This window comes from Prevotella communis, assembly GCF_022024175.1.
GTDB classification, from domain to species: Bacteria; Bacteroidota; Bacteroidia; order Bacteroidales; family Bacteroidaceae; genus Prevotella; species Prevotella communis.
Genome location: NZ_CP091794.1, coordinates 3,473,909 through 3,499,489, shown reverse-complemented (window position 1 = coordinate 3,499,489; position 25,581 = coordinate 3,473,909). Strand labels below are relative to the sequence as shown.

Sequence of the window (25,581 nt, the reverse complement as noted above, 5' to 3'; positions counted from 1 at the left end):
GCGCTTGGATTATTCGGGATGGCAACGGTCTCTCATGCACAAGAGAGTGCTGCCGATAGTGTGATGAGTCATGCTGGTGGCAACCGTCTTAGCGTAGGAGGTTACGGAGAAGTGGTCTTCTCCCGCAACTTCTATAGCGACAACCCTTTTCGTTATAATGATGCTGCCAACCATAAGAACGACCCTTCACACAACCGTCTGGACATTCCCCATGCCGTTATCTACTTGAGTTACGACTTCGGTCGTGGCTGGACCTTTGGCACAGAGATTGAGTTTGAGCATGGCGGAACGGGTTCTGCAGAGGAACTCGAGGCCGACGAGTTTGCAGAATGGGAACAGGAGACCGAGAAGGGTGGTGAGGTAGAGCTGGAGCAGTTCTGGATTCAGAAGTCCTTTGCGCGCTGGGCCAATATCAAGGCTGGTCATATCGTAGTCCCTGTAGGACTCACCAATGCCCATCACGAGCCTTTGCAGTTCTTTACGGTCTATCGTCCTGAAGGCGAGAACACCATCCTGCCTTGTACTTGGCATCAGACGGGTATCTCGTTCTGGGGGCGTCAGAAAGACTGGCGCTATGAGGTGCAGTTGCTGGCCGGCCTGAACAGCGACCAGTTTACCCGTAGCAATTGGATTAAGAACGGCACGAAGTCGCCCACGGAATACGAGGTTGCCAATAAGTTTGGTGTCAGCGCCCGTGTGGACAACTATAGCATTCCCGGTCTGCGCATCGGTTTGAGCGGCTATTATGGTCATAGCATCGGCAACAGCAGTCCCAACGAGGCCACCGGACTCACCACGATGTATAAAGGTGCCGTAGCCATTGGTGCCCTTGATTTCACCTGTAAAGGTTACAACTGGATTGTTCGTGGACAGGCTGACTATGGTCATCTGGGCGATGCCGAGCATCTGATGGATATGTATAACCGTACCAACAAGAAGTCACCCTTCCACCATAGCAGTTCTATGCGCACGGTGAGCAGCGAGGCCTATGCTGTTGGACTTGAAGCTGGTTACGATATCTTCTCTCAGATTCGTGATATGAGAAAGCGGGGCGAGCGCCTCTTTATCTTCGGACGCTATGAGCAATACGACCCTTATGCCAAACAGGTGGGTGCCAGCAGCTATGATTATTCTGTGGTACGCCGTATGGCAGTGGGTGTCAACTACTACCCCATGAAGCAGATAGCCGTGAAGGCCGAGTATTCACATCGCTTCCTGAAAGGGCAGTACAACAACGAACCGAGTCTGAACATCGGTATCGCCTACGAGGGATTCTTTCTTTAGAGTTAAGAGTTAAGAATTAAGAATTAAGAGTTTAGAATTAAGAAAAATAGTGTATTATGAAAACAATTTTTAAGTTCGCTCTTTCGTTTATGATAACAGGAGCAATGGGCATGGGGTTCGTATCGTGCAGTAGCGACGACGATAACGCCCCCGATTTCAACAACAAGGTGTATGGCCAGCAGGCTATGAATGCCTGTGAGGATGTCATCAACCAGTTGAACCTGGCTATGACCAAGATTGAGAAGAGTAATCTGACCGATGCTCAGAAAGCTGAGTTGCAGCAGATTCTGGAGAACAATGTTGACAATGTCATTGTGCCTACCTATAAGAATCTGGCTGACGCTGCCGAGAAGCTGCAGAAATCGCTGGGCGACCTCTCTGCCAACGAGATTACGCAGGCAAATATCGACAATGCCTGTGCCGCTTTCAAGGAGGCTCGTGCCTGGTGGGAGAAGAGTGAGGCATTCCTGGGTGGTGCTGCCAGCGACTTTGATATCGACCCAGGTATTGACTCATGGCCTCTGAACCGCGACCTGTTGCACAGCTATTTCACCACAGGCCAGTTTAGCGAGGAGGCACTCGACGACCAGAGCATCCTGGGCTTCCATGCCTTGGAGTTCGTGCTCTTCCGTGATGGCAAGAACCGTCAGGTGGCAGAGTTCCAGAGCAATGATACCTATAAAGGATTCACGGATGTGAAGGGTGCTGAGGAACTGAAATATGCTGAGGCTGTGGCCAAGGAACTGGTCCTCTCATGCTATAACCTGGAGGTGGCCTGGAGCGAGACACCCAACGCTGCACGTCTGAAGGCTGTACAGGATGCTAATCGTGACTATCTGACCAAGAAGGGTAAGAGCTTTGGCTGGAACATGAAGAACTCTGGTTCTACCGAGAGCACCTTCGACGGCCTGAACGATGCCCTCTCTCAGGTACTCAATGATGATGAGGGTAGTGCAGTAGCCATTGCCGACGAGGTTGGCTCTGGTAAGATTGGTCACCCCTTCCAGAGTGGTTATATCTTCTATGTGGAGTCACCTTATAGCTATAACTCGCTGACCGACTTCCAGAATAACATCCGTTCTATCGAGAACGTGTGGTACGGAAATACCAATGGTGCCAAGGGTAATGCCAAGGTGAGCCTGAGTCAGTGGTTTGCTAAGAACGACTCTAAGACTGGACAGGCCGTAGAGGCTGCCATCAGCAGTGCCATCAGTAAGATTGGCGCTATCCCTGGTCCGTTTGTGAAGTATGTCAGCACCATTTGGAACAAGTCATTTGAAGATGATGAAGTAGTGGAAATTCCGGAATAATACTAACAAATATATAACTGAATGAAAGAAACAAGATTACTGCTTTCTTTCCTTATTACAACCTCTACCTTGACCTTCTTGTCGTCCTGTAGTGATGACAAGGAGGTCAAGGAGACTTATAATTTGGAGGAGAAAGAAGACGCATTTGGCAAGGCTAATGACGTCTTTACAGCTGAAGAATGGTATCCTGGTGGCGAACTGGGCACTACTACCAAACGAAGCTACTCTGCACCAGCACCTGCCGTTGACCAGCTGGCCGACGGTCAGGAACGTTTTAAACATGGAGAGGATTTCTTCGAGCATCTCTACACCCTGAACACAGAACCTCGAAAAGGTCTCGGACCGGCATGGGTTCGCTCAAGTTGTATTCACTGTCATCCTGGCTATGGCCACGGCAAACGTCAGGAACAGTATCGTGCCAACGAGATAGGTAATGGCTACCTGCTGGTTATCTATCATAATCAGGACGGTCCTATCGGTACTGATGGCAAACCTGCCTATACGAAGAACAGCTATATCTCTGAGGTGACGGGTATGCCCCAGACGCAGGCTATGGCACCATTCACGCCTCCTATCGACGAAAACCAGATTCAGATAGAATGGAAAAAGGTGACAGAGATGCCTAGCGGTCTGTCCATGACTTTTGCCGATGGCGAGTCATACGAACTCATCTATCCAGAGGTGACCATTCCTCAGACAGCCTTTAATACCAATCCCAAGCCCGAGAACTACGAGGTGCGACTGGAGTCAACCATCGGTATCTATGGCACAGGTTTGCTGGATGCCATTACCGACGAGGATATGGAGGCACAGTGGCGCAATGAGAGTCCTTACGTAGAGCTGAATCCCGCCATGTGGGATAAGGCGAATAACAAGTTTGCTGCGTCTGCCTATTATTCTGCTGCCTATAATGACTTGGGCAAGCATCGCGGTGATCATGGTCCTGTGAAACGTTTCACGTATGCTATGACACGTGGTTCGCTGCAGGATGGTGCTGGTGCCAATGCTATCTGGAATATCACCAACGTGACACGTAGCGATCGTCACTTCCTCTATACCACGCCTGCATGGGCTAAGGCTCAGAGCGAAGACCCCAACGTCATCAAGTATATCAAGGAGAATGGTGCCAGCGAACAGAGTCTGCTCCATCCTTATTATGCTGATGGTAGTGATGCTCAGATTGCTGCCCGTGTGAACGAGCTGTTGGGCGTGAACTCTATCGCCAAGAAAGAGACGTTCGACAAGCACCTGTTCAAGGATGGCAAGGAGGAGATGAGTGACCTCGACTATTATGACTTCATGATATGGCACCGCGGCCTGGCCGTGCCTGCTGCCCGTAACCTGGACGATCCCCAGGTGCAGCAGGGTAAGAAGCTCTTCGCGCAGATTGGCTGCACCCGTTGTCACCGTCCTTCATGGAAGACGGGTTCCGACGATTATTGGGTGGATGCCAGCATCAAGGCCTACTGCAAGGAGAAGGGTCTGGACCCACAGAAGAGTCTGCCGCGCTTTGCCAACCAGACCATCTGGCCCTACACCGATATGGTGCAGCACCGCTTGTTCATGAAGAATGATATCCGTACGGGCTGGTGTCGTACCACGCCACTCTGGGGACGTGGTCTGTCGCTTCGCCTGACAGGTGCCGAGGACCGTCTGCACGACTGTCGTGCGCGTAATGAGGTCGAGGCAATCATGTGGCACGGCTACTCCAAGGACTCTGATGCCTATAGCACTGTTGAGGCCTTCTACAAACTGAGTAAGGCCGAACGTGATGCGCTGGTGAAATTCCTGCGAGCAATATAATTTTCCTATATGTTGAAGAAGATACTGGTCATATTATATCTTGTGGTGGTGGTCGTGATGGCCGCCGCCACATTTGCTGAACATCTGTACGGCATGATTTTCTATGCTGAGTGGTGGTTCACGGCCCTGTGGGCGCTGTTGGCAGCTGTCGCTGTGGTTTATTTCCTGTCAAGGCGTATCCGCAGACTGTCGGTTGTGGTGCTTCATTTTTCTTTCCTTGTTATCCTGCTGGGAGCACTCCTCACCCATCTTACTGCCAGTCAGGGCATCCTGCATCTGCGTCCCAACGAGACAGCCCTCTCGTATGTGCTGGCCGACGGCACCCTGCGTCCGTTGCCGTTCAGCGTCAAGCTCGACACCTTTATCGTTGTCTGTCATCCAGGTACCACGGCAGCAGCCGATTATGAGTCGCATCTGCGTATCAAGACGGATGATGGTGAGCGTAGCGAGACGGTATCCATGAATAATATCTGTTCTGTGCAGGGGTTTCGCCTCTATCAGAGCGGTTATGATGACGATGGCCGTGGCTCGGTGCTTGCCGTGAACAGCGATCCCTGGGGCATTCCTGTGACCTATACGGGCTATGCCCTGCTGTTCATTGGCTTGTTGTGGATGTTGATCGACCCCAAGGGGCAGTACCGCCAGGTGTTGCGTTCGCCCTTACTGAGACGTGGCACACTGGTGCTCGCCTTGCTGCTGGGCGTTGGTGAGCTGTCGGCCGCCCCTCGCACCATTCCTCAGGAGACCGCCGACAAACTGGGACAGCTGAATATCCTTTATAATGACCGTATCTGTCCGTTGCAGACCTATGCCACAGATTTCACCAAGAAACTCTTTGGAAAGACTCACTACGAGGAACTCACGGCCGAACAGGTGCTGGCTGGCTATCTGTTCTTTGCTGATGAATGGAGTGGTGTGCCATTGAAGAAACAAAGTGATGATCGTAAATGGGCCATCTACGAACTGCAACACGGCTTTTCTCTGAAGGTGTTTCCTTATACCTCTCAGCATGGCGTCACCCGTTGGTATGCCCCTGTAGAAGAGATAGACAGTTTGGTAGTACCAGCCGAGAACCGTTTGCTGATGACGTCTTATTTTGATTTGCTTTATAGTGCTGTGGATGCTGACAACTATGCGATGGCCAATGAGTATCTGGACCGCCTGAAGGATTATCAGCACAAGAATGCGGGTGCCTCTATCCCGTCAGATTTCCGACTGAAGTCAGAGCGCATCTACAACACGATACCCTTTGCCACCATCCTCTTCATGGTGTGCCTCACCATGGGATTCCTGTCCTTCTTCATCTTCCTCTTCTGGCCTAAGAAGTGGGCATTCCGCCTGCAGTTTGGCGTGCTGCTGCTGTCGTTTCTGGCACTCACTACTTGTGAGGCTCTGCGCTGGATTGTCAGTGGCAATATACCGATGTCTAATGGTTACGAGACAATGTTACTTATGGCGTGGCTGGTACAGCTTCTGACGCTTTGCATGCAGCACCGTTTCCGTATTCTTCTCACCTTCGGCTTCTTGCTCTCAGGCTTCTTCCTGCTGGTGAGCCATATCTCCCAGATGGATCCTCAGATAGGTCATCTGATGCCAGTGCTGCGTTCGCCCCTGCTCACCCTTCATGTCAGCATCATCATGACAGCCTTTGCCCTGCTCAGTCTGACGTTTATCTGCGGCCTTACAGGTATTGCCTTTCATTACACCAAACGCAAGGAACAGACCGACGTGCTGGCCACACTCAGTCGGGTGTTTCTCTATCCGGCTCTGACCACGTTGGGCTTCGGCATCTTCATAGGTGCCATCTGGGCCAATGTGTCTTGGGGTACGTATTGGAGTTGGGACCCAAAAGAGGTGTGGGCCCTCATCACCTTTATGGTCTATGCGGTGGTGGTACATACTCAGAGTTTCCGTGCTTTCCAGCGTCCGCTCACCTATCATATCTACGTGACGCTCTGTTTCCTCACCATTCTGATGACCTATTTTGGTGTGAACTATTTCCTGGGCGGCATGCACTCGTATGCCTGACCCTTCTTAAGCGAAAAAGAAAAGAAGATTCTTACTTGGCGTCGGATGTCATCATCCGGCGCCATTTCATATAGCCGAAGATGGCGATGACGACGTAAAGGGCGTAGAGCGAGGCCTTGAAGGGAATGTCCTTGTAGAAGTAGAGGATAGACGTGACCACGTCAACAGCTATCCAGATAAACCATTGTTCCAGGTATTTATGTGCCAAAGCCCAGATGCCGATGAGGCTCAGAGCCGTTGTAAAGCTGTCTGCCAGCGGAACGTTGCTGTTGGTGTAAGTTACCAGCAACCAGTAAATCAAAGCCCACACGGCCGCCATAATGGCGCTCCAGCGGACTAAAAGACGCAGGGGGATGTGGGTGATTTCCAAGCCCCCTAAGTTAGGGGGTTGGGGGTCTGAAGAATCGGCGCTGGTATCAAACGACCTGTCTCGCTGGTTTCCCCGCACCCATTTCCAGTAACCATAGACGGTCATGGAGAGATAATAGAACTCCATGCCGCAGTCGGCATAGAGTCCTTTCTGGTAATATAGTACGATTCCTAAGGCCTGCATGGCAAAGCCTACAACCCACATCCACAGACTTGCCCTATATTCCAACAGGATATAGGCCAAGCCGAGGACGGTTGTTACGATATCAAGCCAATGGGCCATGAAGAAATCCATTAAAACTTCAGAGTTAAGTTAGCCATTGCCGTACGGCCAGCCATGGGTACGAAGCCAATCTGGTAGTAACGGTTCTCGTTGGGGTGGGTATCTGAGAGGATAGCTGAGTATACCCAGCCGCTGGTGGCGTAGTGGGCATCAAACAGGTTGTTGAACTGCAATCCCAGCACCACCTCGTGCAGGGGCGATACCTTCGTGACCTTCGAGGTGTAGGTCAGTTTCAGGTCGCTGAAGCTGAATGCAGGCAGTGAGCGGTCCTTGTTCTCTGTGTTGTCCAGGTACTGGCGACTCACATAGTTGGTGTGCCAGGTGGCCTGGAAACCCTCGTAGTTGAAATGAATCATACCGTTGAGAATGGCCGAGGGCGAGTAGGCCAGGGTAGAGTTGTCATAGTGGAACGTAGCTGCGTTCTTGGTCCAGTCCTTCTCCACCTTCTCGTCGAAGTCCTTGATCTTGTTCTGGCTCAGGGCAGCATTACCCTCAACAGACAGCAGTTTGCAGATGTTCCAGCCAGCACTCAGTTCGATACCTGCGCGATACGACTTGGCGATGTTGGTGGTCAGTTTCTCGCCGATGTCACTCAACTCGCCCGTCTGTACCAGCTGGTCCTTGAAGTCCATATAGTAGAGCGTGGCATCGAAATAGAAGTTGGGAGCTTTATAGCTATAACCCAGTTCATAGTCAATCACCTGCTCAGCCTTGGGATTAGGATATTTGTAGTTGTCCGTGAAGTTGTTGCGCTCAGGCTCACGATGACTGATGGCCACCGTGGCGAAGGCGGTGTGACTGTACATATCGATGAGCTTCTTGAATGGGCTGTAGTGCCACTTGATACCCACCTTGGGGTTCACGAAGTTGTACTTCTCGTCGATGTCCAGCGTCTGGTTGTGCCACAGGCCGTCGGTGCCCTGTACAAAACGGTCGTTGATACCGTCGGTCTTGTAGTTCACACGACGGTACTGCACGTCGCCCGTCAGATACCATTCATCAGCAGCCCAGTCGTTGGTCAACTGATAGTCGCCTTTTACATAGATGCTGCCATCAAACTTCTTCGCGTCAGAATCGTAGTATTTGTGGTCGCCATTGGCCAGATACTGCGTGCGCAGGGCCTCGTCCTTGATATAGGTGATATAGCCGAAGTGGTTGCCCTTGAACTGCTGTACAGAGAGGCCGCCCACCACGTTCCAGCGACTGTCGTTATAGCGCAGGTGGCCCACCAGTCCGTAGGCATCCTGCTCCAGTCCCTTCTTGCGCACGAAGTCGGTCTTGGTGTTGGTGCTCAGTCCGAATTTCTCGCCAGCCTTCTTATGGTAGCGGAACTCGTTATAGTAGCCATAGCCGTGGGTATAGTGGAGCGATGCTGAGGCCGACCATTTATCGGAGAGCTGCAATGACAGCGAGAGGATGTTATGGTTCTGCCAGAAGTTATCTGTGGTCCTGGGCCAGTAAGAGCCGTCGGCCATCTCCCAGCGGTGTGTCACGTAGTTGCCGTTGGCATCCTTCTCAAACAGATTGCCGTTGCTGCCGTATGTCAGCGTCTCGTAGAGCGTGTTATAGCGGCCCAGGCCAGCGTTGTAGAGGTCCTCATAGGTCTTGATGCCTGTGGGCAGGTTATAGCTCCATGAGCCGTCGTCCAGACAGCCGTCCATGATGCTGTAGTCGTTGTCGCCGGCGGTGACGCCATTCCAGGCCTGCCCCGTCTTCTCGAAGTTGCCGATATTCTTATAGCGAATCATGAAGTCATCGCCCAACCAGGTCAGTCCGCCGTAATAGGAACCGCTGCGTCCGTCGGTGCCGTGGATAAAGCCATCCGTGTTGGTCTCGTGATAGGCACCATCGAAGATCAGGTGGTTCCACAGCAGACCCGTGGAGAAGTTGCCGCCTAGGTTATAGGTGTTGTAGGCGCCATACGAGGCCGACAGTTCGCCACCAGCCTTGCGCGAGGGTGCTTTTGTCTGCAGCGAGATGGCACCGCCAAAGGCACCGTCGCCATTGGTCGACGAACCCACGCCGCGCTGAATCTCCACGCTGTTCAGCAGTGAGGCATAGCTGTTCATATTGGCCCAGAACACGCACTGGTCCTCGGGCGAGTTGAGGGGCACGCCGTCGATGGTCACGTTGATACGTGAGTCGCCAGCACCACGAATGCGCATATAGGTGGTTCCTGTGCCCAGTCCGTTCTCACTCCAGGCCATCACGCCAGGCGTGCGAGCAAAGAGGAAAGGCAGCTCCTGACCGGAGTTGGAGAAATTGCTCAGTGTTTTCTCTGAGAGATAGACATGTGGTGTGCCCGTCGTTCTTGAGCGTACACCATCTACTGTTACGCCCTGCAGTTGCAGCAATTTGATGGAATCATTGGGAGTCCTCTTCAAATCGCCAGCGTTCTGGGCTGTTGCATTCATAGCGATGAATGCCGTTAATCCAAAAAGAATCTTTTTCATTCCCTTTTTTTTAAATGTTTAATCTTTAATCTTTAATGTAAATAAGGGTTTTTTTGATATGCGTTCCATCCCTACGCCGGCATAATCCGGATCAGGTTAGAGGGTATTATCTCAGCTCGAAACATCGGGCACCCCTTGAATCGGGCACAAAGGTACAAAAAAATCCGCAAGCTACCAAGCTTGCGGATTAACTTTTTATTCTCCTAATACCTCTTGTAACTTAGCTTGTAAAGCTTCGCCACGCAGACCGCGTGCTACGATCTTTCCCTGTGGGTCAATCAGCAGGTTATCTGGAATGGAGTTGACCTTGTATATCTTTCCACCCAGACAGTCCCATGCTTTCAAGTCAGAGAGGTTTATCCACGGCATGTTGAGCGCCTGGATAGCATTGAGCCATGCGTCTTTTTTAGAGTCGAATGATATGCCGACGATATCCAGTCCCTTGGCGTGGAATTTCTCGTAGGCTGCTGTCACGTGAGGCATCTCTGCCCTGCAGGGACCGCACCATGAGGCCCAGAAGTCAACGAGCACCCAGCGACCCTTACCTACGTATTCGCTCAACTTGTGCATCTTGCCTTCCGTATCGGCCATCTCGAAGTCCGTGAACTGCTGACCTATGAAGGCTGTCTTGGCATCTTTCTCGGCCTTCACCTGTTCTAACGTCTTTGCAGATTTCCCCACCACCTTAACCTTCTGCATAGGCACCGCCTTCTTGGCATTGTCCGTTGTTTGTGCGCTTGCTGGCAGACCTGCCACCAGAAGTGCTGCTAACCATAATACTTTTTTCATCCTTTTCTTTGTGTTGATTTGTTTATGTTTCAATATAGACTGATATCATTTGGTATTTTTAAACTTCACAATGCAGTCAATACAAATTGCTTTTGAACTAACTTCGTCTATAAATACATTAGCGGGATGCATATCTTCTAGTGCAATTCGATCGGAGATGTAGTTTACACCTTGACCATCCCCGTTGTCGTGAAAGCCCTTTTCTGAAACGAGTGTGTCGATTTCCTGCTTGGTAGCCAGTCTCAGACAGCGAACGTATGGCTGTGTCAGTATGATTCTAAACAGATTGTCAGAGTCGCGAGTAAAACCAAAGGCATTCATTGCTGTCTCTGGAAATAGGCAATTGTGAAGTACAATAGCATCCAGCGCCTTGTCAGTAGTGGAATAAATAGATGTTCGCTCTTTGGTTACGGTGGGATAGCCTTCTTTATAGTACACTTTGGCCTCTGCACCTTGTGCAATCATGGGGCCATAGTTCTTCTGAAGGATGCTGTCAGAATTGTCAAACCACAATCCAGCTGCTCTTGCCCACTGCTCAATCAATTGCTCTTGTTTTTCGTCTATTTCCCAGTTAAATGGGTCTCCTTCGCGGCCTTCAGCATGGCAACTTGCTGTAATGCTTCTGCGCGCGTAGCTTGCGACGACGGACGCCCCAATGACAACCGCACCTGCCTTACAGAGGCCTGCATGCTCTTGTTCATTAAATCTAGAAAAATTTGTTCTTCCATTTTCTATATCGTTTATATATTCGTCTATAAGGTGTAGTGTTGACTTACTGAAGCCGTCAACATCAATCGCCTCATATATATCGTTGATATTACTCATGAATATTTACCATATTATTCTGAGTGCAAAGATAGTAATTTTTCTTTTATCTTCTAAAATATTCTCTATATATTTTCATTTTTATATTTCTTCGACTCCTCCAATATTCTGCGGAACACCCAGTCGTGATTGTAGAGAAAATCCTCAGTGTGCTGGCCGCCGTCGTAGAAGGTCTGGGTGCGCAGTTGCTCGATGGTCGGCCATACTTCTATCTCCACTTGGTCTTTGTAGTACGTCTCGGGATTGGCGGCATCGGCATCGGTTATCTCCAGCGTGATGGGATAGCGGTAGGAGAAGCGCGAATGGCGAAGGATGTCGCCCCACGGGGTGCCGCCGAGTCCGCCGAGGAAGCCGCTGGGTCGGCCTACGCTGACGAGGCGGTCGCTGCTGAGACAGGCGGAGAGAAGGGCGTAGGTGGAGGAGAAGATGTTGTGGTCAAACATGATGTAGATGGTGCCGCTGTAGCCGATAGTGCGGTCGCTGGGCTGCAGCGTGGTCTCGCTGTCCTCGTCGAGAAAGGCGGTGAGGCGGTCGCCATAGACCTTGATTTCGCGGGGGTCTGTGTATTCGCCACCGAGGACGCTGAGGTCTTTCACGGCCTGCCGGATGCTATAATGCAGGGGGCGGTCGATGATGGCCGAGAGGACGCGGTGCCACGTCATGTCGTTGCCGCCGCCATTGCCGCGCACATCGATGATGACGCGACGGATGGCCTTGCCCTTGTGACTGGCAATCTGGTTCTCAAGCCATTCGGCCTGGCCGATTTTCATCTCTGGGATGCGGATGTAGAGCGTGGAGTCGCGGTCGAAGTAGTTCACCTTGTAGGCTCCGTTGTCGGATTTGACGCGGGGTATGTTGTACGCCAGCCCCGTCATGTCGAAGGTCTGCGGCTTGCCGTCGATGACGACCGTCCACGTGAACTTGTCGGTCTTGTAGATGATGCGCGGGTCGAAGAGGCTGCTGGCCCACGCCTTCTTGTGCTTGAAGTCCCAGCGGTTGGCACTGTTCACACGGCTGTTGTACTTGGCCACGTACTTGTCAACGGGGATGCCGTTCACGTGGGTCAGTTCGGCGAAGAATGGGATGACCTCGGTGTCCTTGTCCTTGAAGCCAAGCGTCAGGTACTTGCCGTCGATGTAGAAAATGCCTTTGGCATTGGCATTGCCGTAGCGGAAGTGGTTCCTGTAGGCATCCATCGTATGAGCCATAGCCACGGAGTCACGGGTCTGGTTGGGGCTGATATGCTTGTCGTTGCAGGCGGCGAGGGCGCGGAAGATGACGTCGTAGAAACCGCCGTCGCAGGTCACGGTGTCGATGTCGTGCCGTATGCGCCGCAGTTCCTTGGGGATGTCGATGCCCGTCACACGCTTGCGCACGGCAAAGTGCGGCACCTTCGTGGTCAGCGTCGTATAGAGCTGGTCGTAGTCCTCCAGCATCTGCTGCTTGGTGAGGACCTGTGCCGTCGCGGTCAGGGTGGCGGCGACGAGGATGATTGTGGTAATCGTTTTTTTGTACATTGGTCGTTATCTGTCGTATATCCTATATAACGGAGAGAAGAGGCGTTTATTATAAAAAGCTCAAAGACCGCTCATCTCTTCCTCGTATTTCAATGCCAGTCCGCCCTGACTGGTTTCCTTGTAGAGTGATGGCAGGTCGTGGCCGGTGCGCTTCATCACCTGCACCACATGGTCGAACGATATGCGATGGGTGCCATCAGAAGTGATGGCATAGAGAATCGAGTCGGCAGCACGGGCATAGGCATACAGCATGCCACGCGTTTTGAGTGGCTCGCGGAAGTCCTGTGCCTTCAAATAGGTAGAGGCCGCCTTGCGTGGCAGTCCTAGCGGACCAGACCCTTGTCTGTTGCTGCCAGACTGCCATAGAGGGTTACTTCAAAACACTTTGCTTCAGGGTGACGTCCGGCGTAGATCTGCGCCGCTTTAGCTGGTCCCATCGTATGACTGCTTGATGGGCCTTTCCCAATACGGAATAGTTCTCTGAGTGATTTCATATGGGTTCATGTAAAAAAGAAGGTGCAAATTTACGAAAGACGTCTCGCACTGCCATGAACCGTATTTATGTTTTTTGTTAGAGATGCAGGGCTGCTGATAACTTGTTAGTAAACGGATAGGAAAAAGATGAATAGTATCAAGAATCGTGGTCTTTTCTTTCTGATTTGTCAGATGAGGCTTTAAAAAAAAGGCTGACATTCATGCTCGAATGTCAGTCCTACTTTTGTCGTTTACATGCAGCTGGTCACGCCGAGTGCAGTGGCAATTGCCGACAGAATACTAATCGTGGTTTGAATCACGAACTTCCATACTTCCTTGTTCTTCATGGTAATAATGTTTTAATTTCACACCGATAGATTATTTAAGTTCACACAGAAACCACAGATATCACAGAAATTGGCTGCGCCTCCAGTATTTGCAAAGCAAATAGAAATCACGGAAATCTTTCGACCACGGATTAATCGGATTCAGCGGATAAAGAATCGCTGGCGATTCTCATTTCTGTGATTTCCGTGATTTCTGTGTGAGATTATAACCTCTGTGCGAGGCTTAAGGATTGACGGGACCTCCGCCGTTGCCAGATTCGGAGCTAGAACTGCCGCCGCCGTTCTCCGTGCCTCCGTTGTTCCCTGACTCCGTGTTTCCGTTCTCCGTCTCTTCGCCCGTCAGCTCGCTGTACAGCTGGGTGCTCAGCGTAGCGCCCTGTCGCATGGCGGAAGCCTTGTAGGCAGACTTCTTGCTCTGGTCGGCCAGGAAGGCGATGCCCAGGCGGGTGACATTCTCAGAGGCGCTGAAGTCCTTCGCGTCAGCAACGCCCTTGGAGGTGAGGACAGGGTAGAGGGTTCCGATGCCGTCAAGCTTCACCTTGTAGCCGTCGGCCAGCATCTCCTGCATGCAACTCTTCAGCTTGGTGATCACACCGATGACCACGTCCTCGGTATAGATACTGCCGTGCTTCATGATGTGCTCGGCCATGTCGGTGAGTCGCATTGTGCCGCGATAGATAATCTTACCGTAGGTCTTCTTCACCTGCTGGCGCTGCTCGCCCTTCTTGCCCACAGTCACCTTGCGTTCCACCTTCTTAATTTCAATTGTTCCCATAGTTTTTAATTTTGAGGTTTAAGGTTTGAGATTTATTTGTGTCGTTTTGAGAGAAACGGCGTGTTGCTTTCAGCGAGCCGGCGTTTTGCTGTCAGCGATACGGCGTGTTGCTCATTTTTGACAATGCAAAGGTACTACATTTCCATTGCGGTCTACGAATACATATCCAAGATTATTTTGTCTATTTTTGTCTTGCGCGGTCATTTGGTCATTTGGTCATTTGTCAAAATCGAAAACTGACTGTCAAAATCCGCCACTATAATATAAATATTTATATTTATATATAGTGAGCAATGACCGCGTTCCCGAAATTGATTTTGACCAAATGACCTTGACCAAATGACCACAGATTGTAAAATGATAAAAAGCCACTTTTTTGGAGAAGAAATCGGCGCAAAGATTCCAACCTTCTTCTCGCTTAAAACAACTCAAACAATGAAAACAAACATTATTAATCATACAGTACAAACAATCACGTCGCTCGAAATTGCTGAGCTGACAGGTAAACAACATTTTCATCTCATGCGCAACATTAGAAAGATGGAGATTGCATGGGAAAAAGTACAAGGGTCCAAATTTGGACTCTCGTCCAGAACCTACCAATTGCCGAACGGTGGAACGAAGTACCAGTCCCCGTGGCATCTTCAAGGCTATCCGAAAGATGGAACCTGCATGGATAAAAATATGTGGGTCGATTTTTCGGCTGACATCCAGAACCATCAAACAGCCTAACGGTGGAACTCGTGAAGTACCTTGCTACTCGCTTACTAAGACCGAGTGTCTCTACATCGCCACGAAGTTCAACGACGAGGCTCGCGCAGCACGGCGTTGAAATCGAGCGTGGTCATGTTGAATGTCTTCGCCACCTGTGTCGCCGTCAGCGTGTCCTCGGCAGGCTCGTTCAGTAGTTGCAGGGTACGGCCGACAATGGCATCAGCTCTTTCCAGGATTTCCCTGCCGCTCAGTTCACGTCCTCCAGCATCGCGAGTGGGGATATAACCACCCGTCTTGCGAATCTGCGGCAGCACCTCGGCCGTTACCCAGCGTTTAAATTCCTTGGCCTGAGGCAGCTTGGAAGAAAGAATCAGTGAGTAGAGACCAGACTCATTGATGATGACCATCTTCGATTTATAGTTAGAACCAGTCCCCTGAATCAGGGTAGTGGTTTTATCTTCGGTATCAACATGTGTGGCAATAGCGTTTTCAGGCTTGGCATATCCCAGCGCCGTAGCCACATCCTTGCCCACGAACATGATTTGGTTATTAACTTGGCAAGTACGAATCTCGCCGAAGACTTCGTTTGTAAATATTTGGATTGCTGTTTTCATTGTTTGTTGAAAATTACGAGCTTTGGAAAAGCGAAGATTGTTTGAGCTCATTTCATCCGGATACTTCTCCGCTCGTCTTTCAACTCAAGTTTTTACCTTTACACATTGTCTTGCGCGGTCATTTGGTCATTTGGTCATTTGTCAAAATCGAAATTGCTGAGCTGACAGGTAAACAACACAAAGATGTACTCAAGGCTATCCGAAACATGGAGCCTTCATGGAAAAAGTATGTGGGCGCAATTTTGCGCTGACATCCCGAACCATCGTTCAGCCTAACGGTGGAACTCGTGAAGTACCTTGCTACTCGCTTACCAAGCCCGAGTGTCTCTACATCGCCACGAAGTTCAACGACGAGGCACGCGCCAAGTTGGTGCTGCGCGACATGGGCATCCAGTGATGACAGGTCCCCCGTGGCATCCGGTTTATCGTTTGGCATGGACGTAAATCACATTATTGAGAAAGACCTCCAGGCATGGTACGAAAAGCGTAGAAAATTCATTGTTAGCTCCTTTTTGAACGTTTCTTCTAAGAAAAAATGGAAAAAAGAATTTGTTATCAAAATCTTTTTGTATATTTGCGGCGTAATCTGAAAAATGCAATTATGAAAACTACGGCATTGAACGAAGCACAAATGAGCATTCTCAGGCTATTAGGGTCGATGAAGAGTGTAGAGGAGGTGAATGAACTCCGCCAAGTGATTTGTGACTACTATGCCCGCCGAGTTGACGACGAGATGGATCGTCTTTGGGAAGAGGGCAAGTGGGACAACGAGAAAAACGAGGCCATTCTGCAAGAACATCTTCGCACACCGTACAATCATGCCTGATTTTCTGTTTCATTGCAGTCTGAGGATAAAAATAATGCAGAACTCTAAAACCGAATGCCCATGGGCTGAAGAAGGATATAAATATTTTTCCCGTTCTATCCACAATAGAGCGGGATATCCCCGGGTAAATGCGCAAAGATTCCAACCTTCTTCTCGCTTAAACAACACAATCATCTCATGCGCGACATTAGAAAGATGGAGATTGCATGGGAAAAGGTTACTCAATCCAAATTTGGATGCAGTACTTACAAAGACGCTACAGGACGCACATTACCCTGTTACGTGGGCGCAATTTTGCGCTGACATCCCGAACCATCGTTCATAGCAGACTGAGCCACCATGCGAGGGCTTATTTTCCCTGAAGGATTCCTGTTTCTGTATCCCGATGATTCATGGTGCGTTGGATATCACGGTATTTACGGCCAGAGGAAAGATGCCACGTGAGGTTAAAGGTCAGCATGTTGCCCAGATCCCGGCTGTGCTGTGACACCTCCTTGTGGATATATCGGCTAAGGACCTCTGTCTGATGACTGAGCGGATTAGAGCATAGGGGATGCTGGGCATACAGGGACAGGGTGATGTTTTTCAGTTGATAGGAAGCCGTAAGATACCACGCTGCTGCCTGATGCCCACGATGTTCTCCCTCCATGAAGTTCCATCCGTTGTCGGCGTAGGCGGTCAGCGTCCATTTCCCAAGATAGGCTTCGGCGCTGGCACCGCCATTGAATGCCGTATAGGTATGGCGATAGGTATCGGTAAAGTTGAAAAAGCGGTAGATGCCACCGTAGAGGGTGAGGGAAAGATGCTCGGGTATGGCCTCCCAACGGTTATAGCTCTGGATATAGAAGAAACTGCACTCGTTGTCGGCATTTGTCTGCGTCTGATAGAAATGGCCGTCCGTGCGGTAATATTTCTCCATGTTGCAGTTGGCATTCAGTCGCCAGTAGCCCTGCAGTTCGCTCATGATTCTTGGCGTGGAGTATGTCAGGCGGAGGTCGTGCGTGGTCACACGATTGGGGGTTATCTCTGGATTGCCCACGAGCGTCTCCATTGCATTCTGCTTGATGCTGACATCGCTGACGAGCGCAATCTGCGATACGTGTTGCGACACCTCAAAGTCGTATTTTATCTTCAGGCTCCTGGCCAACGGATAGGCAAGGGTCATCTTAGGACGGAACAGCAGAAAACGGTCATTCCATTGGTCTTGCCGGTAATATCGGGAGCTCACGCCCAAGCCCCCCATGTAGGCGAGCTTGCCAAGACGACCTTTCAGTTGCCCGAAGAAATAGAGCATGGATGATCGCATGGCGTTGGAGGCATCGGCATCACCCGAATACGCATTATTGATATATTTCTGTCCATACTGGGTACCCAAGGAGAGCGTGAAAGGTTTCAGGCGGTTCTCATAGACGGCCTCCGTCCAGAGCGAATAAGTCTTACCTGTCACGTCGTAGGCATAACTGCCACCCTCGTTGTGCTCAGCGTGGCTGTCGGTCTTGATATACGTTCCTACGGCATTGGTTGTGAGCGACTGATGTGCCCCTAAGTCATGATGGAAATAGAGGTCGAGCACGGGCGATGAGGTACGCGATGAAGAAAGATCTTCGTAGCCTTCAAACCTTGAAAACAAGCGGTTGGGCTGGATGTCCCGATGGGCTGAGAGTTTCGACTGGAACACATAGTTGGAATCACTCAGGCTGTAGGTCAACTGGATTTTTTGGTCAAGGTTTTTGTTCTGTCCCTCTAACTGTTGGCGCAGGACGTTGTATGCTGTTCCCGACTCCAGTTCGTAGGTCGCCGTTTCCTCATATTCCGTTCCCTTGAAGTTACGATCGTCCAGCGAGTAGTTCACGCCAAACTCGCTCTTTCCATAGTTAAACTTCCCATAGACGGTCTCGTCGCCATTAACGGTCGTGAGCGTATTTGTCAGGTCTGCTCCGATGTCATATCCGCTGACAGGCCGTTTCACGATGATATTGATGACGTAGGCAATCCCCTCACCATATCTGACTCCTGGATTATCGATGTAGTCAATCTGCTGTATGGCCTTCATATCAAGCGAAAGCAGGTCCTCCTTTGATGCCACGATATCGTTGATGCGCACCTGCACACTCCCAAGATTGGAAAGAGCCGTGACGGTATGCATCACAGGGTCGATACGCAGGTGGGGTAGGGTCAGTTTCGACAAGAGCGAATAGCCGTTGGGCGAACTCTCCAGTTGCTGGCGCGTGGGATATATGGTCTGACCATCTACCCGTTGAACAACCTTCGACCCTTTTACGGTGACCTCGTGAAGCATTTCTCCCTCCTTGATGTCCTGGGCATGAACTGCAATCATAGTGGCGAGAAGGGGCATAAAAAACAATCTCTTCATACGTTTGCTGTTTTTTGATTGCAAAGATATGAAGAGATTGCCTGTTAGCCGAAAATACTTCCTGACATTTGTCTGACAATTGTCTGACAGATTTCTATCTATCTGATTTTCAGGCTGTATGACTTTCCTCTGTCTGACTCGATTTTGAGGTCGGATTGTTCTTCTATGATGGGCTTCAGTCGTCGGATCAGCGTGTAGAGTGTCTCGCTGGCATCTGGTTTCTTGGGCCAGAGGGCATCACATATCTCTGCTTTCGACAGCTGATGCGAGGGTGACTGCCACAGCATTTCCATCAGTTGCTGCTGCATGGGGGTCAGTTTTACTTCGCTGCCCTTTGCATTGACAAATCTTCCTTCTTGCAGGGCCAGACCGCCATAAAGTCCTAATACAGACAGTCGTCTGTGCTGATACAGACCGAACAGTCCCCACAGCAGTGCCATCGACCAGAGAATCATCGAAGGACGCTGGTCAGAGAGTGAGAGAATCGTCGCTGTTGATACCTGTGGCCGCGGACGGAATCCTTTCATGGTGTCTACAGCCAGAACAGCATTTCCTCTCAATCCTTCTATTTGCAGATGATTGTTGAACACCTGAATCGTATCAGCGCTGATAACGTCCGACTGCTGTTCTTCCAGAGCCTTGGCCAGTGCCTGGTTCATATCGGCAGTCACCAGCACCTCCGTTGCCTTATAGCTGTTCAGGCTCATCATGCCCGAAGCGATTGTCAGTGCGAGAAACACTACTCCTACATATCGTTGTTTCATTGTCGTGAATTAGACCATCTGTGATGATAGCCTCGGTCGCTTGCTTATGTCGTTTCTGTTTCCTTTATCCAAAGAATTCGCCGTCGCCCTGCTGGTCGTAGCTGCTGCCATCGAAGCAGTGGGTGCAGACTTGGCTCTTGGGCAGACCGATAGACTCGATGAGGTCCTCGATATGAGCGAACTTCAGGGAGGTGAGACCCAAGCGGCGGGCAATCTCCTCTACCATGCGCTTATACTCGGGTGAGTCGGTCTTGGCATACTGGTCGAGCTTGGCCTTGTCGTCGCCCTCGAAATCGCGGATGATACGACGGGTGATGAGTTCCAGGTCGCTCTTGCTGTTGGTGAAGCCGATGAAGGGACAGCCATAGACCAGAGGCGGACAAGAGATACGTACGTGGACCTCCTTGGCGCCGTTCTGTATGAACTCACGGGCATTGTCGCGCAACTGTGTGCCACGCACGATACTATCGTCGCAGAACACCACGCGCTGGTCCTTCAAGAGGGCTGCGTTGGGAATCAGCTTCATTTTGGCCACGAGGTCACGACGGCTCTGGTTGCCAGGAGTAAATGAGCGAGGCCATGTAGGCGTATATTTCAGTACGGCACGCTTGTAGGGGATGCCAGAACCTTCAGCGTAGCCAAGAGCCATACCTACGCCAGAATCGGGGATACCGCAAACGAGGTCGGCCTCGATATCGTCTTTCTCACCCATCATACGTCCGTTTTTCTCACGAACATACTCGGTGTTGATACCTTCATAGTTGGATGCGGGGAATCCGTAGTAAACCCACAGGAACGAGCAGATCTGACAGCGCTTGAAGGCTGGCTGCAGTACCTCGAAACCATCGGCCTTGAGGCGTACAATCTCGCCAGGACCCAGGTCGCGCACGGGCTTATAGTCCAGATTGGGGAAGCTGGTTGTCTCGCTGCTTACGGCATGCGCCTTGACACAGTCGTCGGTGCCGATGGGCGAGAGCTGGTGCGTCTCCTTCTTACCAATCACGATAGGGGTGCGTCCCAGTACGTCGCGTGCAGCAATGATACCATCTTCTGTAAGAATCAGCATGGAGCAAGAGCCCTTGATCTTACGGTATACCATGTTGATACCCTCAACGAAGGTGGAACCCATATTAATGATAAGTGCCACCAACTCTGTCTGATTCAGGTTGTTGGCACTTTGCTCGCTGAGGTGCATGCGCTGGGCAAGCAGTTCATCGGCAATCTCGCGCAGGTTGTTGATCTTAGCAACAGTCACCACGGCATAACGGCCCAGGTGAGAGTTGATGATGATGGGCTGAGGGTCGGTGTCGCTGATAACACCCAGTCCCTGATTACCACAGAAATCATGGAGTTCGTCCTCGAACTTTGAGCGGAAATAGTCGCGTTCTAGAGAGTGGATACTACGGCTAAAGCCTTTCTCCTTGTCGAAAGTCACAAGACCTGCTCGTTTAGTACCAAGATGTGAATTGTAGTCTGTGCCGTAAAACAAATCGTTTACGCAGTCACGTGTGGAAATGGTTCCGAAAAATCCGCCCATAGTTGTTATCGCTGTTTAATTTGGGCGCAAAGGTACGAATAAATTATGAAATACAAACGAAGTATTACGATTTTTTTTCGTAATTTTGCAGCCATCATGACACAAGACAGACTTTGGAATGCGAACTACTGTAAGGTGATGGCAGCGAATTTCTCGCTGTTTTTTGCCTTTTATGTGCTGACGCCACTATTGCCGCTGTATCTGAGTGAACACTTCGGAGCCACGAAGGATGTGATAGGTATGGTGCTGTCGGGCTATACCATCACGGCCCTGCTGGTACGTCCGTTCAGCGGGTATGTGGTAGATACGTTTCCTCGTAAGAAGGTGCTACTGGTTTGTTTTACGGCCTTCGCCATTTTCTTTGCAGGCTATCTGGCAGCGTCGACACTCCTGCTGTTCCTGATAGTACGTACGTTGCACGGCGGCCCCTTTGGTGCCTTGACGGTGGCCAATTCGACGGTGGCTATCGACGTGTTGCCTAGCAGCAGACGAACGGAGGGTATTGGCTATTACGGCCTGTCAAACAACCTGGCGATGGCTATCGCTCCCACTATAGGCATCTTCGTCTATCAGTGGAGTGGCAGCTTTGAGTTGCTGTTCTGGATAGCGCTGGCAGTGGCAGTAGGGGGACTGATGGTTGATAGTACGGTAAAGGTTAAACCTCAAACCTCACATCTCAAACCTCAAACCCTCTCTTGGGATCGTTTCTTCCTCTTGCGCGGCTGGCTCTTAGGCGTCAATATGGTGGCCTTTGGCTTCAGTTTCGGCGTGCTGAGCAACTATCTGGCTATCTATGGCAAAGAGGTGATGGGTATCACGGGCGGCACAGGCACGTATTTCATGCTGTGCAGCGTGGGTCTGATACTGTCGCGCATACAAGGCGGCAAGGCGTTGCGACAGGGCAGGCTGACGCATAATGCAGGGAGCGGTATGGTGATCTCATTCATAGGTTATACTCTGTTTATACTGGTCCCCAATATGGTGGGTTATTATGCGTCGGCGTTGCTCATTGGCCTGGGCAATGGTCATATGTGGCCTGCTTTCCAGAATATGACGATCAACGTGGCGAGCAACAACCAGCGTGGCACGGCCAACAGTACCATCCTGATTTCATGGGATATCGGTATGGGACTGGGTATCCTCGTGGGAGGCGTTATTGCAGAGCTCATCAGTTATGGAGCCGCTTTCTGGACCGTAGTGCTTATTAATGGCTCAGGTGTTGCCCTGTTTTTCTTGGCTACAAAACAGTTCTTCCTGAAAAGGAACCTGAACGAGACGGTATTCTAGGAGTTAAAGGAGTTAAGGAGTTAAAGGAGTTAAGACGATAGTTTATATCCCCACTTTAAAAAGAAGTAAAATACGGTGCCGAAGAAGAGGCCGGCAATAGCGTCGATGGCGTAGTGGGCCTGGATGTAGAAGGTGCTAAAGAACAGCAACACAGCAAAAGGCAGGCAGGTGAACAGCACCTTCCTGTTTTTTGTTTCCCATGCCAGCCACATCACAATCGTGGCCACGCCCACATGACTGCTGGGAAAAGCGGCTGTGGGGCGCTCGCCTGCATCGTGGGCCATGATGAGTAACTTATACATCATGCCATCTTCCCAACCGGGAATGGGCAGGATGAAGTCGCGATTATGGACGTCGAACTCTATTGTGTTAAAGTAATCGCCGATGTTGGGGAAGATGCCCTGTGCTATCTGACCAACACCAGCAGCCTTGAAATAGAACTGCGGACCCGCTACGGGCAGGAAGTCGAAGATGAGATAGAACAGGAAGAATGAGCCTACAACGATGAAGGCCGTGCGCTCGAAATGCTCGTAACGACAGAAGAAATAGAAGAAGACGATACCTACAAACAGCAGATAATAGCTCACATAGCCCATTGCCATCAACTCGCTGAAGATAGGATGCGAGAAGGTCTGACAGAACGTCAAAGCGGGTTGGAAGCCAAAGAGCGACTGCTCATAGCCTGCAAACAGGTGGTCGAGGTTGGGAAAGATACGGTTCAGTTCGTAGGTGTCGGGATACCACCACGACAGTAGCAGCAACTGACCGCAAACACGAAAGAGGGTTGTCAACCTGCTAGGATACAATCGATAGACACCCCAGAGGGCCAGGGTGAGAATGACCGACTGTGCCCTGAACCAGAGCATATCAACGGGATGGGCCAGCCGCACCCATGTAACCAGAATAAACAGCGTGGTGAAGATGGTGTAAGCCAACATGATCCACTCCACCGCCATCAAGCCCTTTCTGGATTTCTTCTCTACAGCAAATATCTTCTTAATCAACTCTTAACTCTTAACTCTTAACTCTTAACTCCTTACAGCCATCCGTTTTCTTTGTACCACTTGATTGTCAGGGGTACGCCTTTCTCCAGCGTGTATTCTGGCTCATAACCCAGTTCGCGGCGTGCCGGCTCGATATCGCATCGCCAGTTGCGCTGCTTCAGAATATGGTATTTATCATTATTCAGGGCTGAAATCTTACCTGTGATATGTCCCCACTTATCGCCAAAGAAGGTGATGACGCGCAGCACCCAGATAGGGGCCGTGATGCGTATCCACCAGGGATTGCCAAGTTCCTTGCGGATGAGGTCGGAGAACGTGGTCGACTGGTATACCTCGCCATCAGAGAGGAAGTACTTCCTGCCTGTCTGTCCTTTTTCGCAAGCCAGGAAGACAGCCTGCACTACGTCGAGCACATAGACGAAGGTGATGTCCTGCTGCTGATAGCCCACAGCGAAATCAGAATGCTGCTTGATACTCTTTGCCATCAGGAAATAGTCGCGCTCACGAGGGCCATAGACGCCTGTGGGACGAAGAATGACGTAGGGGAATGGAGAACTGAGAGTTGAGAACTGAGAGGTATGATTAGACAACCACTCTTCTGCTTCCAGCTTACTCTTACCGTATTCCGTGTTGGGCTGAGGCGTGTCTGTCTCCTTGATTTCCACGTAGGGCTGCTGCTCGTGGATGGCTCCATAGACACTCAGCGAACTGAGATACACGAAGCGCTTCAGGGGCATCTTCAGGTTGATGAGCGCACGCACCAGGTTCTTCGTACCCTCTGTGTTGATACGATAGAAATCGCTGGTATTCAAGCATTTCGTCACGCCAGCAGCATGCACCACGTAGTCGAACGAATGTTCCTTCAACTGCTCTTCCAACTGCGTCTGATTGCTCAGGTTCAGTTCTATGAAATGGATGCGCTCGTCCTGCAGGAAGTCTCTTTTGCTACTTCCCCTGACGGCAGCCCACGTCTCAAACCCGCGCTTCAGCGCCTCTTCCACGATAAACGAGCCAATAAACCCGCTGGCTCCTGTAATGAGTATCTTCATAGGAATTTCGAAATCTGGGTGCAAAATTACGGCTTTTTATTGGATTAATGCAAAAAAGTGTCCTTTTTTTGTATAATTCGCAAAATCTTCATACCTTTGCAGCCGATAGATTCTTAACCATAAGTACATGATTATCAGAAAGTCAATAATGAAACTGGGTGTAAAATTACTAATCGGTGTGATTCTCTGTGCTGTTGCCAGTGCATGTATGTCGAAATTTGACAAGGGTGGCAGCGCCTATGTGGTGCGTCCATATATCAAGGATGGCTATTATACTGATGGCACACTGTATTTCGAAATTGATAAGACAGAAGCTATTCTGATTGGTACGGCAGAGAAGGTACGTGAGATTGTGATACCTGATGCTGTGGGTATCAATGAGGTGGATTATCCGCTGACAAAGATTCAGAATCTGGGTGTGTTTGATAAGGAGGAATACGAGACAACGAAGCGTCCCAATGGCAATGATGTGCTGACATCGCTGGTCATAGGCGGCAATGTGAAGTCGTGGGGCGAGACGGTGTTTTTCACGGATTATTACGAGACTTATAGTGATGGTGAGGACCTGGCACGTCGCTTCCCTCGTCTAGAGAATATCTATGTGAAGGCTGGCAATCCTGTCTACGACTCACGCAACAACTGTAATGCGATAATCAAGTCCGAGAATCGTGAGCTGTATCTGGGTGGTAAGAATACGGTGGTGCCCGAGGGCGTTGAGAAGATTGGCGCTTCTGCCTTTCGTGACTGTGAGGGCTTGAAGAGTATCTCTTTCCCCAAGACGCTGGACGTCATTGGTGCCTATGCTTTCTCAGGTAGTCATCTGCAGACATTGACCCTTCCTGAGAACCTGGCATACGTTGGTCAGGAGGCATTCTATGGTTGTGACTCCCTGCTCACTGTCTCCTTGTATTGCAGTAGTGTCGTCATAGAACAGAAGGCTTTCAAGAAATGCGCATTGCTGAAGGAATCAGACAGTGAGGTGAGATGCTATACGCCTTATATCTCTGTACCATCACCATCAAAGGTGTTTGACGAAGGATACAACTGTCTGATGATTCCTAAAGGGCAACGCTCGTCGTTTAACGGCTGGGAGAAATGTTTCCTGACGATAAAAGAAATGGAGAAGTAAAATTTTACTCCTCCATTTTTATTGAA

Annotated in this window: 24 protein-coding genes, 2 pseudogenes and 1 riboswitch; of the genes and pseudogenes, 11 read left to right on the top strand and 15 right to left on the bottom strand. The window is 50.4% G+C overall.

Annotated elements, in window-relative coordinates:
• The first annotated feature begins 18 nt into the window (after positions 1-18).
• Genes L6466_RS14020 through L6466_RS14005 form a run of 4 tightly spaced genes read left to right on the top strand, consistent with a single transcriptional unit; the run spans position 19 to position 6,425 of the window.
• Entirely contained in the window at positions 19-1,284 is a 1,266-nt protein-coding gene (locus L6466_RS14020) for an autotransporter outer membrane beta-barrel domain-containing protein (RefSeq protein ID WP_237802470.1), read from the top strand.
• Between the two features lie 56 nt (positions 1,285-1,340).
• On the top strand, positions 1,341-2,594 hold the full coding sequence (locus tag L6466_RS14015) for an imelysin family protein (RefSeq protein WP_237802471.1): 1,254 nt from the start codon (positions 1,341-1,343) through the stop codon (positions 2,592-2,594).
• Positions 2,595-2,615: 21 nt separating this feature from the next.
• Positions 2,616-4,397 carry a di-heme oxidoredictase family protein gene (locus tag L6466_RS14010; RefSeq protein WP_237802472.1) on the top strand — a complete coding sequence of 594 codons (1,782 nt, stop codon included), beginning with the start codon at positions 2,616-2,618 and terminating at the stop codon, positions 4,395-4,397.
• A gap of 9 nt (positions 4,398-4,406) precedes the next feature.
• On the top strand, positions 4,407-6,425 hold the full coding sequence (locus L6466_RS14005; RefSeq protein ID WP_237802473.1) for a cytochrome c biogenesis protein CcsA: 2,019 nt from the start codon (positions 4,407-4,409) through the stop codon (positions 6,423-6,425).
• A 31-nt stretch (positions 6,426-6,456) separates the two neighbouring features.
• Here L6466_RS14005 and pnuC read toward each other — a convergent pair whose 3' ends face one another.
• From pnuC to L6466_RS13980, 5 genes are all read right to left on the bottom strand, one after another.
• Complete coding sequence (gene pnuC / locus L6466_RS14000; RefSeq protein ID WP_237802474.1) at positions 6,457-7,089, bottom strand: nicotinamide riboside transporter PnuC; 633 nt, start codon at positions 7,087-7,089, stop codon at positions 6,457-6,459.
• On the bottom strand, positions 7,089-9,530 hold the full coding sequence (locus L6466_RS13995; protein WP_431356502.1) for a TonB-dependent receptor: 2,442 nt from the start codon (positions 9,528-9,530) through the stop codon (positions 7,089-7,091). Before L6466_RS13995 ends, pnuC begins: the two co-directional genes overlap by 1 nt.
• A 51-nt stretch (positions 9,531-9,581) precedes the next feature.
• Positions 9,582-9,676, bottom strand: a riboswitch (TPP riboswitch).
• 49 nt (positions 9,677-9,725) lie between these two features.
• A complete protein-coding gene (locus L6466_RS13990) occupies positions 9,726-10,319 on the bottom strand; it encodes a TlpA family protein disulfide reductase (protein ID WP_348535150.1) in 594 nt (197 codons plus the stop codon).
• Positions 10,320-10,364: 45 nt separating this feature from the next.
• Positions 10,365-11,144 carry a putative polyvalent protein kinase domain-containing protein gene (locus tag L6466_RS13985; RefSeq protein ID WP_237794000.1) on the bottom strand — a complete coding sequence of 260 codons (780 nt, stop codon included), beginning with the start codon at positions 11,142-11,144 and terminating at the stop codon, positions 10,365-10,367.
• A gap of 65 nt (positions 11,145-11,209) precedes the next feature.
• Positions 11,210-12,451, bottom strand: coding sequence for a S41 family peptidase (locus tag L6466_RS13980; RefSeq protein ID WP_237794002.1), 1,242 nt, complete (start codon positions 12,449-12,451; stop codon positions 11,210-11,212).
• A gap of 75 nt (positions 12,452-12,526) precedes the next feature.
• Here L6466_RS13980 and L6466_RS13975 point away from each other — a divergent pair, with 75 nt between their 5' ends.
• Positions 12,527-12,691 (top strand): hypothetical protein, encoded by a 165-nt coding sequence (locus L6466_RS13975; RefSeq protein ID WP_237802475.1) that lies wholly within the window; start codon positions 12,527-12,529, stop codon positions 12,689-12,691.
• Between the two features lie 30 nt (positions 12,692-12,721).
• On the opposite strand, the pseudogene L6466_RS14355 reads toward L6466_RS13975, so the two are convergent.
• From L6466_RS14355 to L6466_RS13960, 4 genes and pseudogenes are all read right to left on the bottom strand, one after another.
• A pseudogene (locus tag L6466_RS14355) lies at positions 12,722-12,907 on the bottom strand (L-serine ammonia-lyase, iron-sulfur-dependent, subunit alpha); the annotation flags it as partial.
• Between the two features lie 89 nt (positions 12,908-12,996).
• Positions 12,997-13,155, bottom strand: a pseudogene (locus tag L6466_RS14350) (serine dehydratase beta chain); the annotation flags it as partial.
• 231 nt (positions 13,156-13,386) lie between these two features.
• Entirely contained in the window at positions 13,387-13,482 is a 96-nt protein-coding gene (locus L6466_RS13965) for a smalltalk protein (RefSeq protein ID WP_237794004.1), read from the bottom strand.
• A gap of 223 nt (positions 13,483-13,705) precedes the next feature.
• Positions 13,706-14,257 carry an HU family DNA-binding protein gene (locus L6466_RS13960; RefSeq protein ID WP_237794006.1) on the bottom strand — a complete coding sequence of 184 codons (552 nt, stop codon included), beginning with the start codon at positions 14,255-14,257 and terminating at the stop codon, positions 13,706-13,708.
• A 435-nt stretch (positions 14,258-14,692) separates the two neighbouring features.
• On the opposite strand from L6466_RS13960, the gene L6466_RS13955 reads away from it, so the two are divergent.
• Positions 14,693-14,989 carry a Rha family transcriptional regulator gene (locus tag L6466_RS13955; protein ID WP_237802476.1) on the top strand — a complete coding sequence of 99 codons (297 nt, stop codon included), beginning with the start codon at positions 14,693-14,695 and terminating at the stop codon, positions 14,987-14,989.
• Between the two features lie 68 nt (positions 14,990-15,057).
• On the opposite strand, the gene L6466_RS13950 is transcribed toward L6466_RS13955, so the two are convergent.
• The gene (locus tag L6466_RS13950; protein ID WP_237802477.1) at positions 15,058-15,585 is read right to left on the bottom strand and encodes a BRO-N domain-containing protein; all 528 of its coding nucleotides are present in this window, start codon (positions 15,583-15,585) and stop codon (positions 15,058-15,060) included.
• A 217-nt stretch (positions 15,586-15,802) separates the two neighbouring features.
• Here L6466_RS13950 and L6466_RS13945 point away from each other — a divergent pair, with 217 nt between their 5' ends.
• From L6466_RS13945 to L6466_RS14345, 3 genes are all read left to right on the top strand, one after another.
• A complete protein-coding gene (locus tag L6466_RS13945) occupies positions 15,803-15,982 on the top strand; it encodes a Rha family transcriptional regulator (RefSeq protein WP_237802478.1) in 180 nt (59 codons plus the stop codon).
• 204 nt (positions 15,983-16,186) lie between these two features.
• Positions 16,187-16,411: a DUF8507 family protein gene (locus L6466_RS13940; RefSeq protein ID WP_237802479.1), complete on the top strand. Its 225-nt coding sequence runs from the start codon at positions 16,187-16,189 to the stop codon at positions 16,409-16,411.
• A 114-nt stretch (positions 16,412-16,525) separates the two neighbouring features.
• Positions 16,526-16,714: a Rha family transcriptional regulator gene (locus L6466_RS14345; RefSeq protein ID WP_431356523.1), complete on the top strand. Its 189-nt coding sequence runs from the start codon at positions 16,526-16,528 to the stop codon at positions 16,712-16,714.
• Positions 16,715-16,760: 46 nt separating this feature from the next.
• Here the strand turns inward: L6466_RS14345 and L6466_RS13935 are convergent, their stop codons facing one another.
• The 3 genes from L6466_RS13935 to L6466_RS13925 form a co-directional block, all read right to left on the bottom strand.
• Positions 16,761-18,785: a TonB-dependent receptor gene (locus L6466_RS13935; RefSeq protein ID WP_237802480.1), complete on the bottom strand. Its 2,025-nt coding sequence runs from the start codon at positions 18,783-18,785 to the stop codon at positions 16,761-16,763.
• Between the two features lie 98 nt (positions 18,786-18,883).
• The gene (locus tag L6466_RS13930) at positions 18,884-19,549 is read right to left on the bottom strand and encodes a helix-turn-helix domain-containing protein (protein ID WP_237802481.1); all 666 of its coding nucleotides are present in this window, start codon (positions 19,547-19,549) and stop codon (positions 18,884-18,886) included.
• 64 nt (positions 19,550-19,613) lie between these two features.
• Positions 19,614-21,086 carry an amidophosphoribosyltransferase gene (locus L6466_RS13925; protein WP_091853890.1) on the bottom strand — a complete coding sequence of 491 codons (1,473 nt, stop codon included), beginning with the start codon at positions 21,084-21,086 and terminating at the stop codon, positions 19,614-19,616.
• A 96-nt stretch (positions 21,087-21,182) separates the two neighbouring features.
• Between L6466_RS13925 and L6466_RS13920 the strand changes: the two genes are divergently transcribed.
• Entirely contained in the window at positions 21,183-22,373 is a 1,191-nt protein-coding gene (locus tag L6466_RS13920; protein WP_237802482.1) for an MFS transporter, read from the top strand.
• A 29-nt stretch (positions 22,374-22,402) separates the two neighbouring features.
• On the opposite strand, the gene L6466_RS13915 is transcribed toward L6466_RS13920, so the two are convergent.
• Positions 22,403-23,377, bottom strand: a complete 975-nt coding sequence (locus L6466_RS13915; RefSeq protein ID WP_237802483.1) for a phosphatase PAP2 family protein — start codon at positions 23,375-23,377, stop codon at positions 22,403-22,405.
• Positions 23,378-23,409: 32 nt separating this feature from the next.
• On the bottom strand, positions 23,410-24,426 hold the full coding sequence (locus L6466_RS13910; RefSeq protein ID WP_237802484.1) for an NAD-dependent epimerase/dehydratase family protein: 1,017 nt from the start codon (positions 24,424-24,426) through the stop codon (positions 23,410-23,412).
• Between the two features lie 148 nt (positions 24,427-24,574).
• Here L6466_RS13910 and L6466_RS13905 point away from each other — a divergent pair, with 148 nt between their 5' ends.
• Complete coding sequence (locus tag L6466_RS13905; protein ID WP_237802485.1) at positions 24,575-25,555, top strand: leucine-rich repeat domain-containing protein; 981 nt, start codon at positions 24,575-24,577, stop codon at positions 25,553-25,555.
• Positions 25,556-25,581: the final 26 nt, after the last annotated feature.

Excerpts from the sequence above, each read along its gene's own strand:
- L6466_RS13925 (WP_091853890.1), bottom strand. The coding sequence starts at position 21,086 with ATGGGCGGATTTTTCGGAACCATTTCCACACGTGACTGCGTAAACGAT.
- L6466_RS14010 (WP_237802472.1), top strand. The coding sequence starts at position 2,616 with ATGAAAGAAACAAGATTACTGCTTTCTTTCCTTATTACAACCTCTACC.
- L6466_RS13960 (WP_237794006.1), bottom strand. The coding sequence starts at position 14,257 with ATGGGAACAATTGAAATTAAGAAGGTGGAACGCAAGGTGACTGTGGGC.
- L6466_RS13920 (WP_237802482.1), top strand. The coding sequence starts at position 21,183 with ATGACACAAGACAGACTTTGGAATGCGAACTACTGTAAGGTGATGGCA.
- L6466_RS13940 (WP_237802479.1), top strand. The coding sequence starts at position 16,187 with ATGAAAACTACGGCATTGAACGAAGCACAAATGAGCATTCTCAGGCTA.
- L6466_RS13935 (WP_237802480.1), bottom strand. The coding sequence starts at position 18,785 with ATGAAGAGATTGTTTTTTATGCCCCTTCTCGCCACTATGATTGCAGTT.
- L6466_RS13905 (WP_237802485.1), top strand. The coding sequence starts at position 24,575 with ATGAAACTGGGTGTAAAATTACTAATCGGTGTGATTCTCTGTGCTGTT.
- L6466_RS14020 (WP_237802470.1), top strand. The coding sequence starts at position 19 with ATGGCAACGGTCTCTCATGCACAAGAGAGTGCTGCCGATAGTGTGATG.
- L6466_RS14015 (WP_237802471.1), top strand. The coding sequence starts at position 1,341 with ATGAAAACAATTTTTAAGTTCGCTCTTTCGTTTATGATAACAGGAGCA.
- L6466_RS13995 (WP_431356502.1), bottom strand. The coding sequence starts at position 9,530 with ATGAAAAAGATTCTTTTTGGATTAACGGCATTCATCGCTATGAATGCA.
- L6466_RS14005 (WP_237802473.1), top strand. The coding sequence starts at position 4,407 with ATGTTGAAGAAGATACTGGTCATATTATATCTTGTGGTGGTGGTCGTG.
- L6466_RS13950 (WP_237802477.1), bottom strand. The coding sequence starts at position 15,585 with ATGAAAACAGCAATCCAAATATTTACAAACGAAGTCTTCGGCGAGATT.
- pnuC (WP_237802474.1), bottom strand. The coding sequence starts at position 7,089 with ATGGATTTCTTCATGGCCCATTGGCTTGATATCGTAACAACCGTCCTC.
- L6466_RS13930 (WP_237802481.1), bottom strand. The coding sequence starts at position 19,549 with ATGAAACAACGATATGTAGGAGTAGTGTTTCTCGCACTGACAATCGCT.
- L6466_RS13985 (WP_237794000.1), bottom strand. The coding sequence starts at position 11,144 with ATGAGTAATATCAACGATATATATGAGGCGATTGATGTTGACGGCTTC.
- L6466_RS13990 (WP_348535150.1), bottom strand. The coding sequence starts at position 10,319 with ATGAAAAAAGTATTATGGTTAGCAGCACTTCTGGTGGCAGGTCTGCCA.
- L6466_RS13955 (WP_237802476.1), top strand. The coding sequence starts at position 14,693 with ATGAAAACAAACATTATTAATCATACAGTACAAACAATCACGTCGCTC.
- L6466_RS13910 (WP_237802484.1), bottom strand. The coding sequence starts at position 24,426 with ATGAAGATACTCATTACAGGAGCCAGCGGGTTTATTGGCTCGTTTATC.
- L6466_RS13965 (WP_237794004.1), bottom strand. The coding sequence starts at position 13,482 with ATGAAGAACAAGGAAGTATGGAAGTTCGTGATTCAAACCACGATTAGT.
- L6466_RS13945 (WP_237802478.1), top strand. The coding sequence starts at position 15,803 with ATGGAAAAAGTATGTGGGCGCAATTTTGCGCTGACATCCCGAACCATC.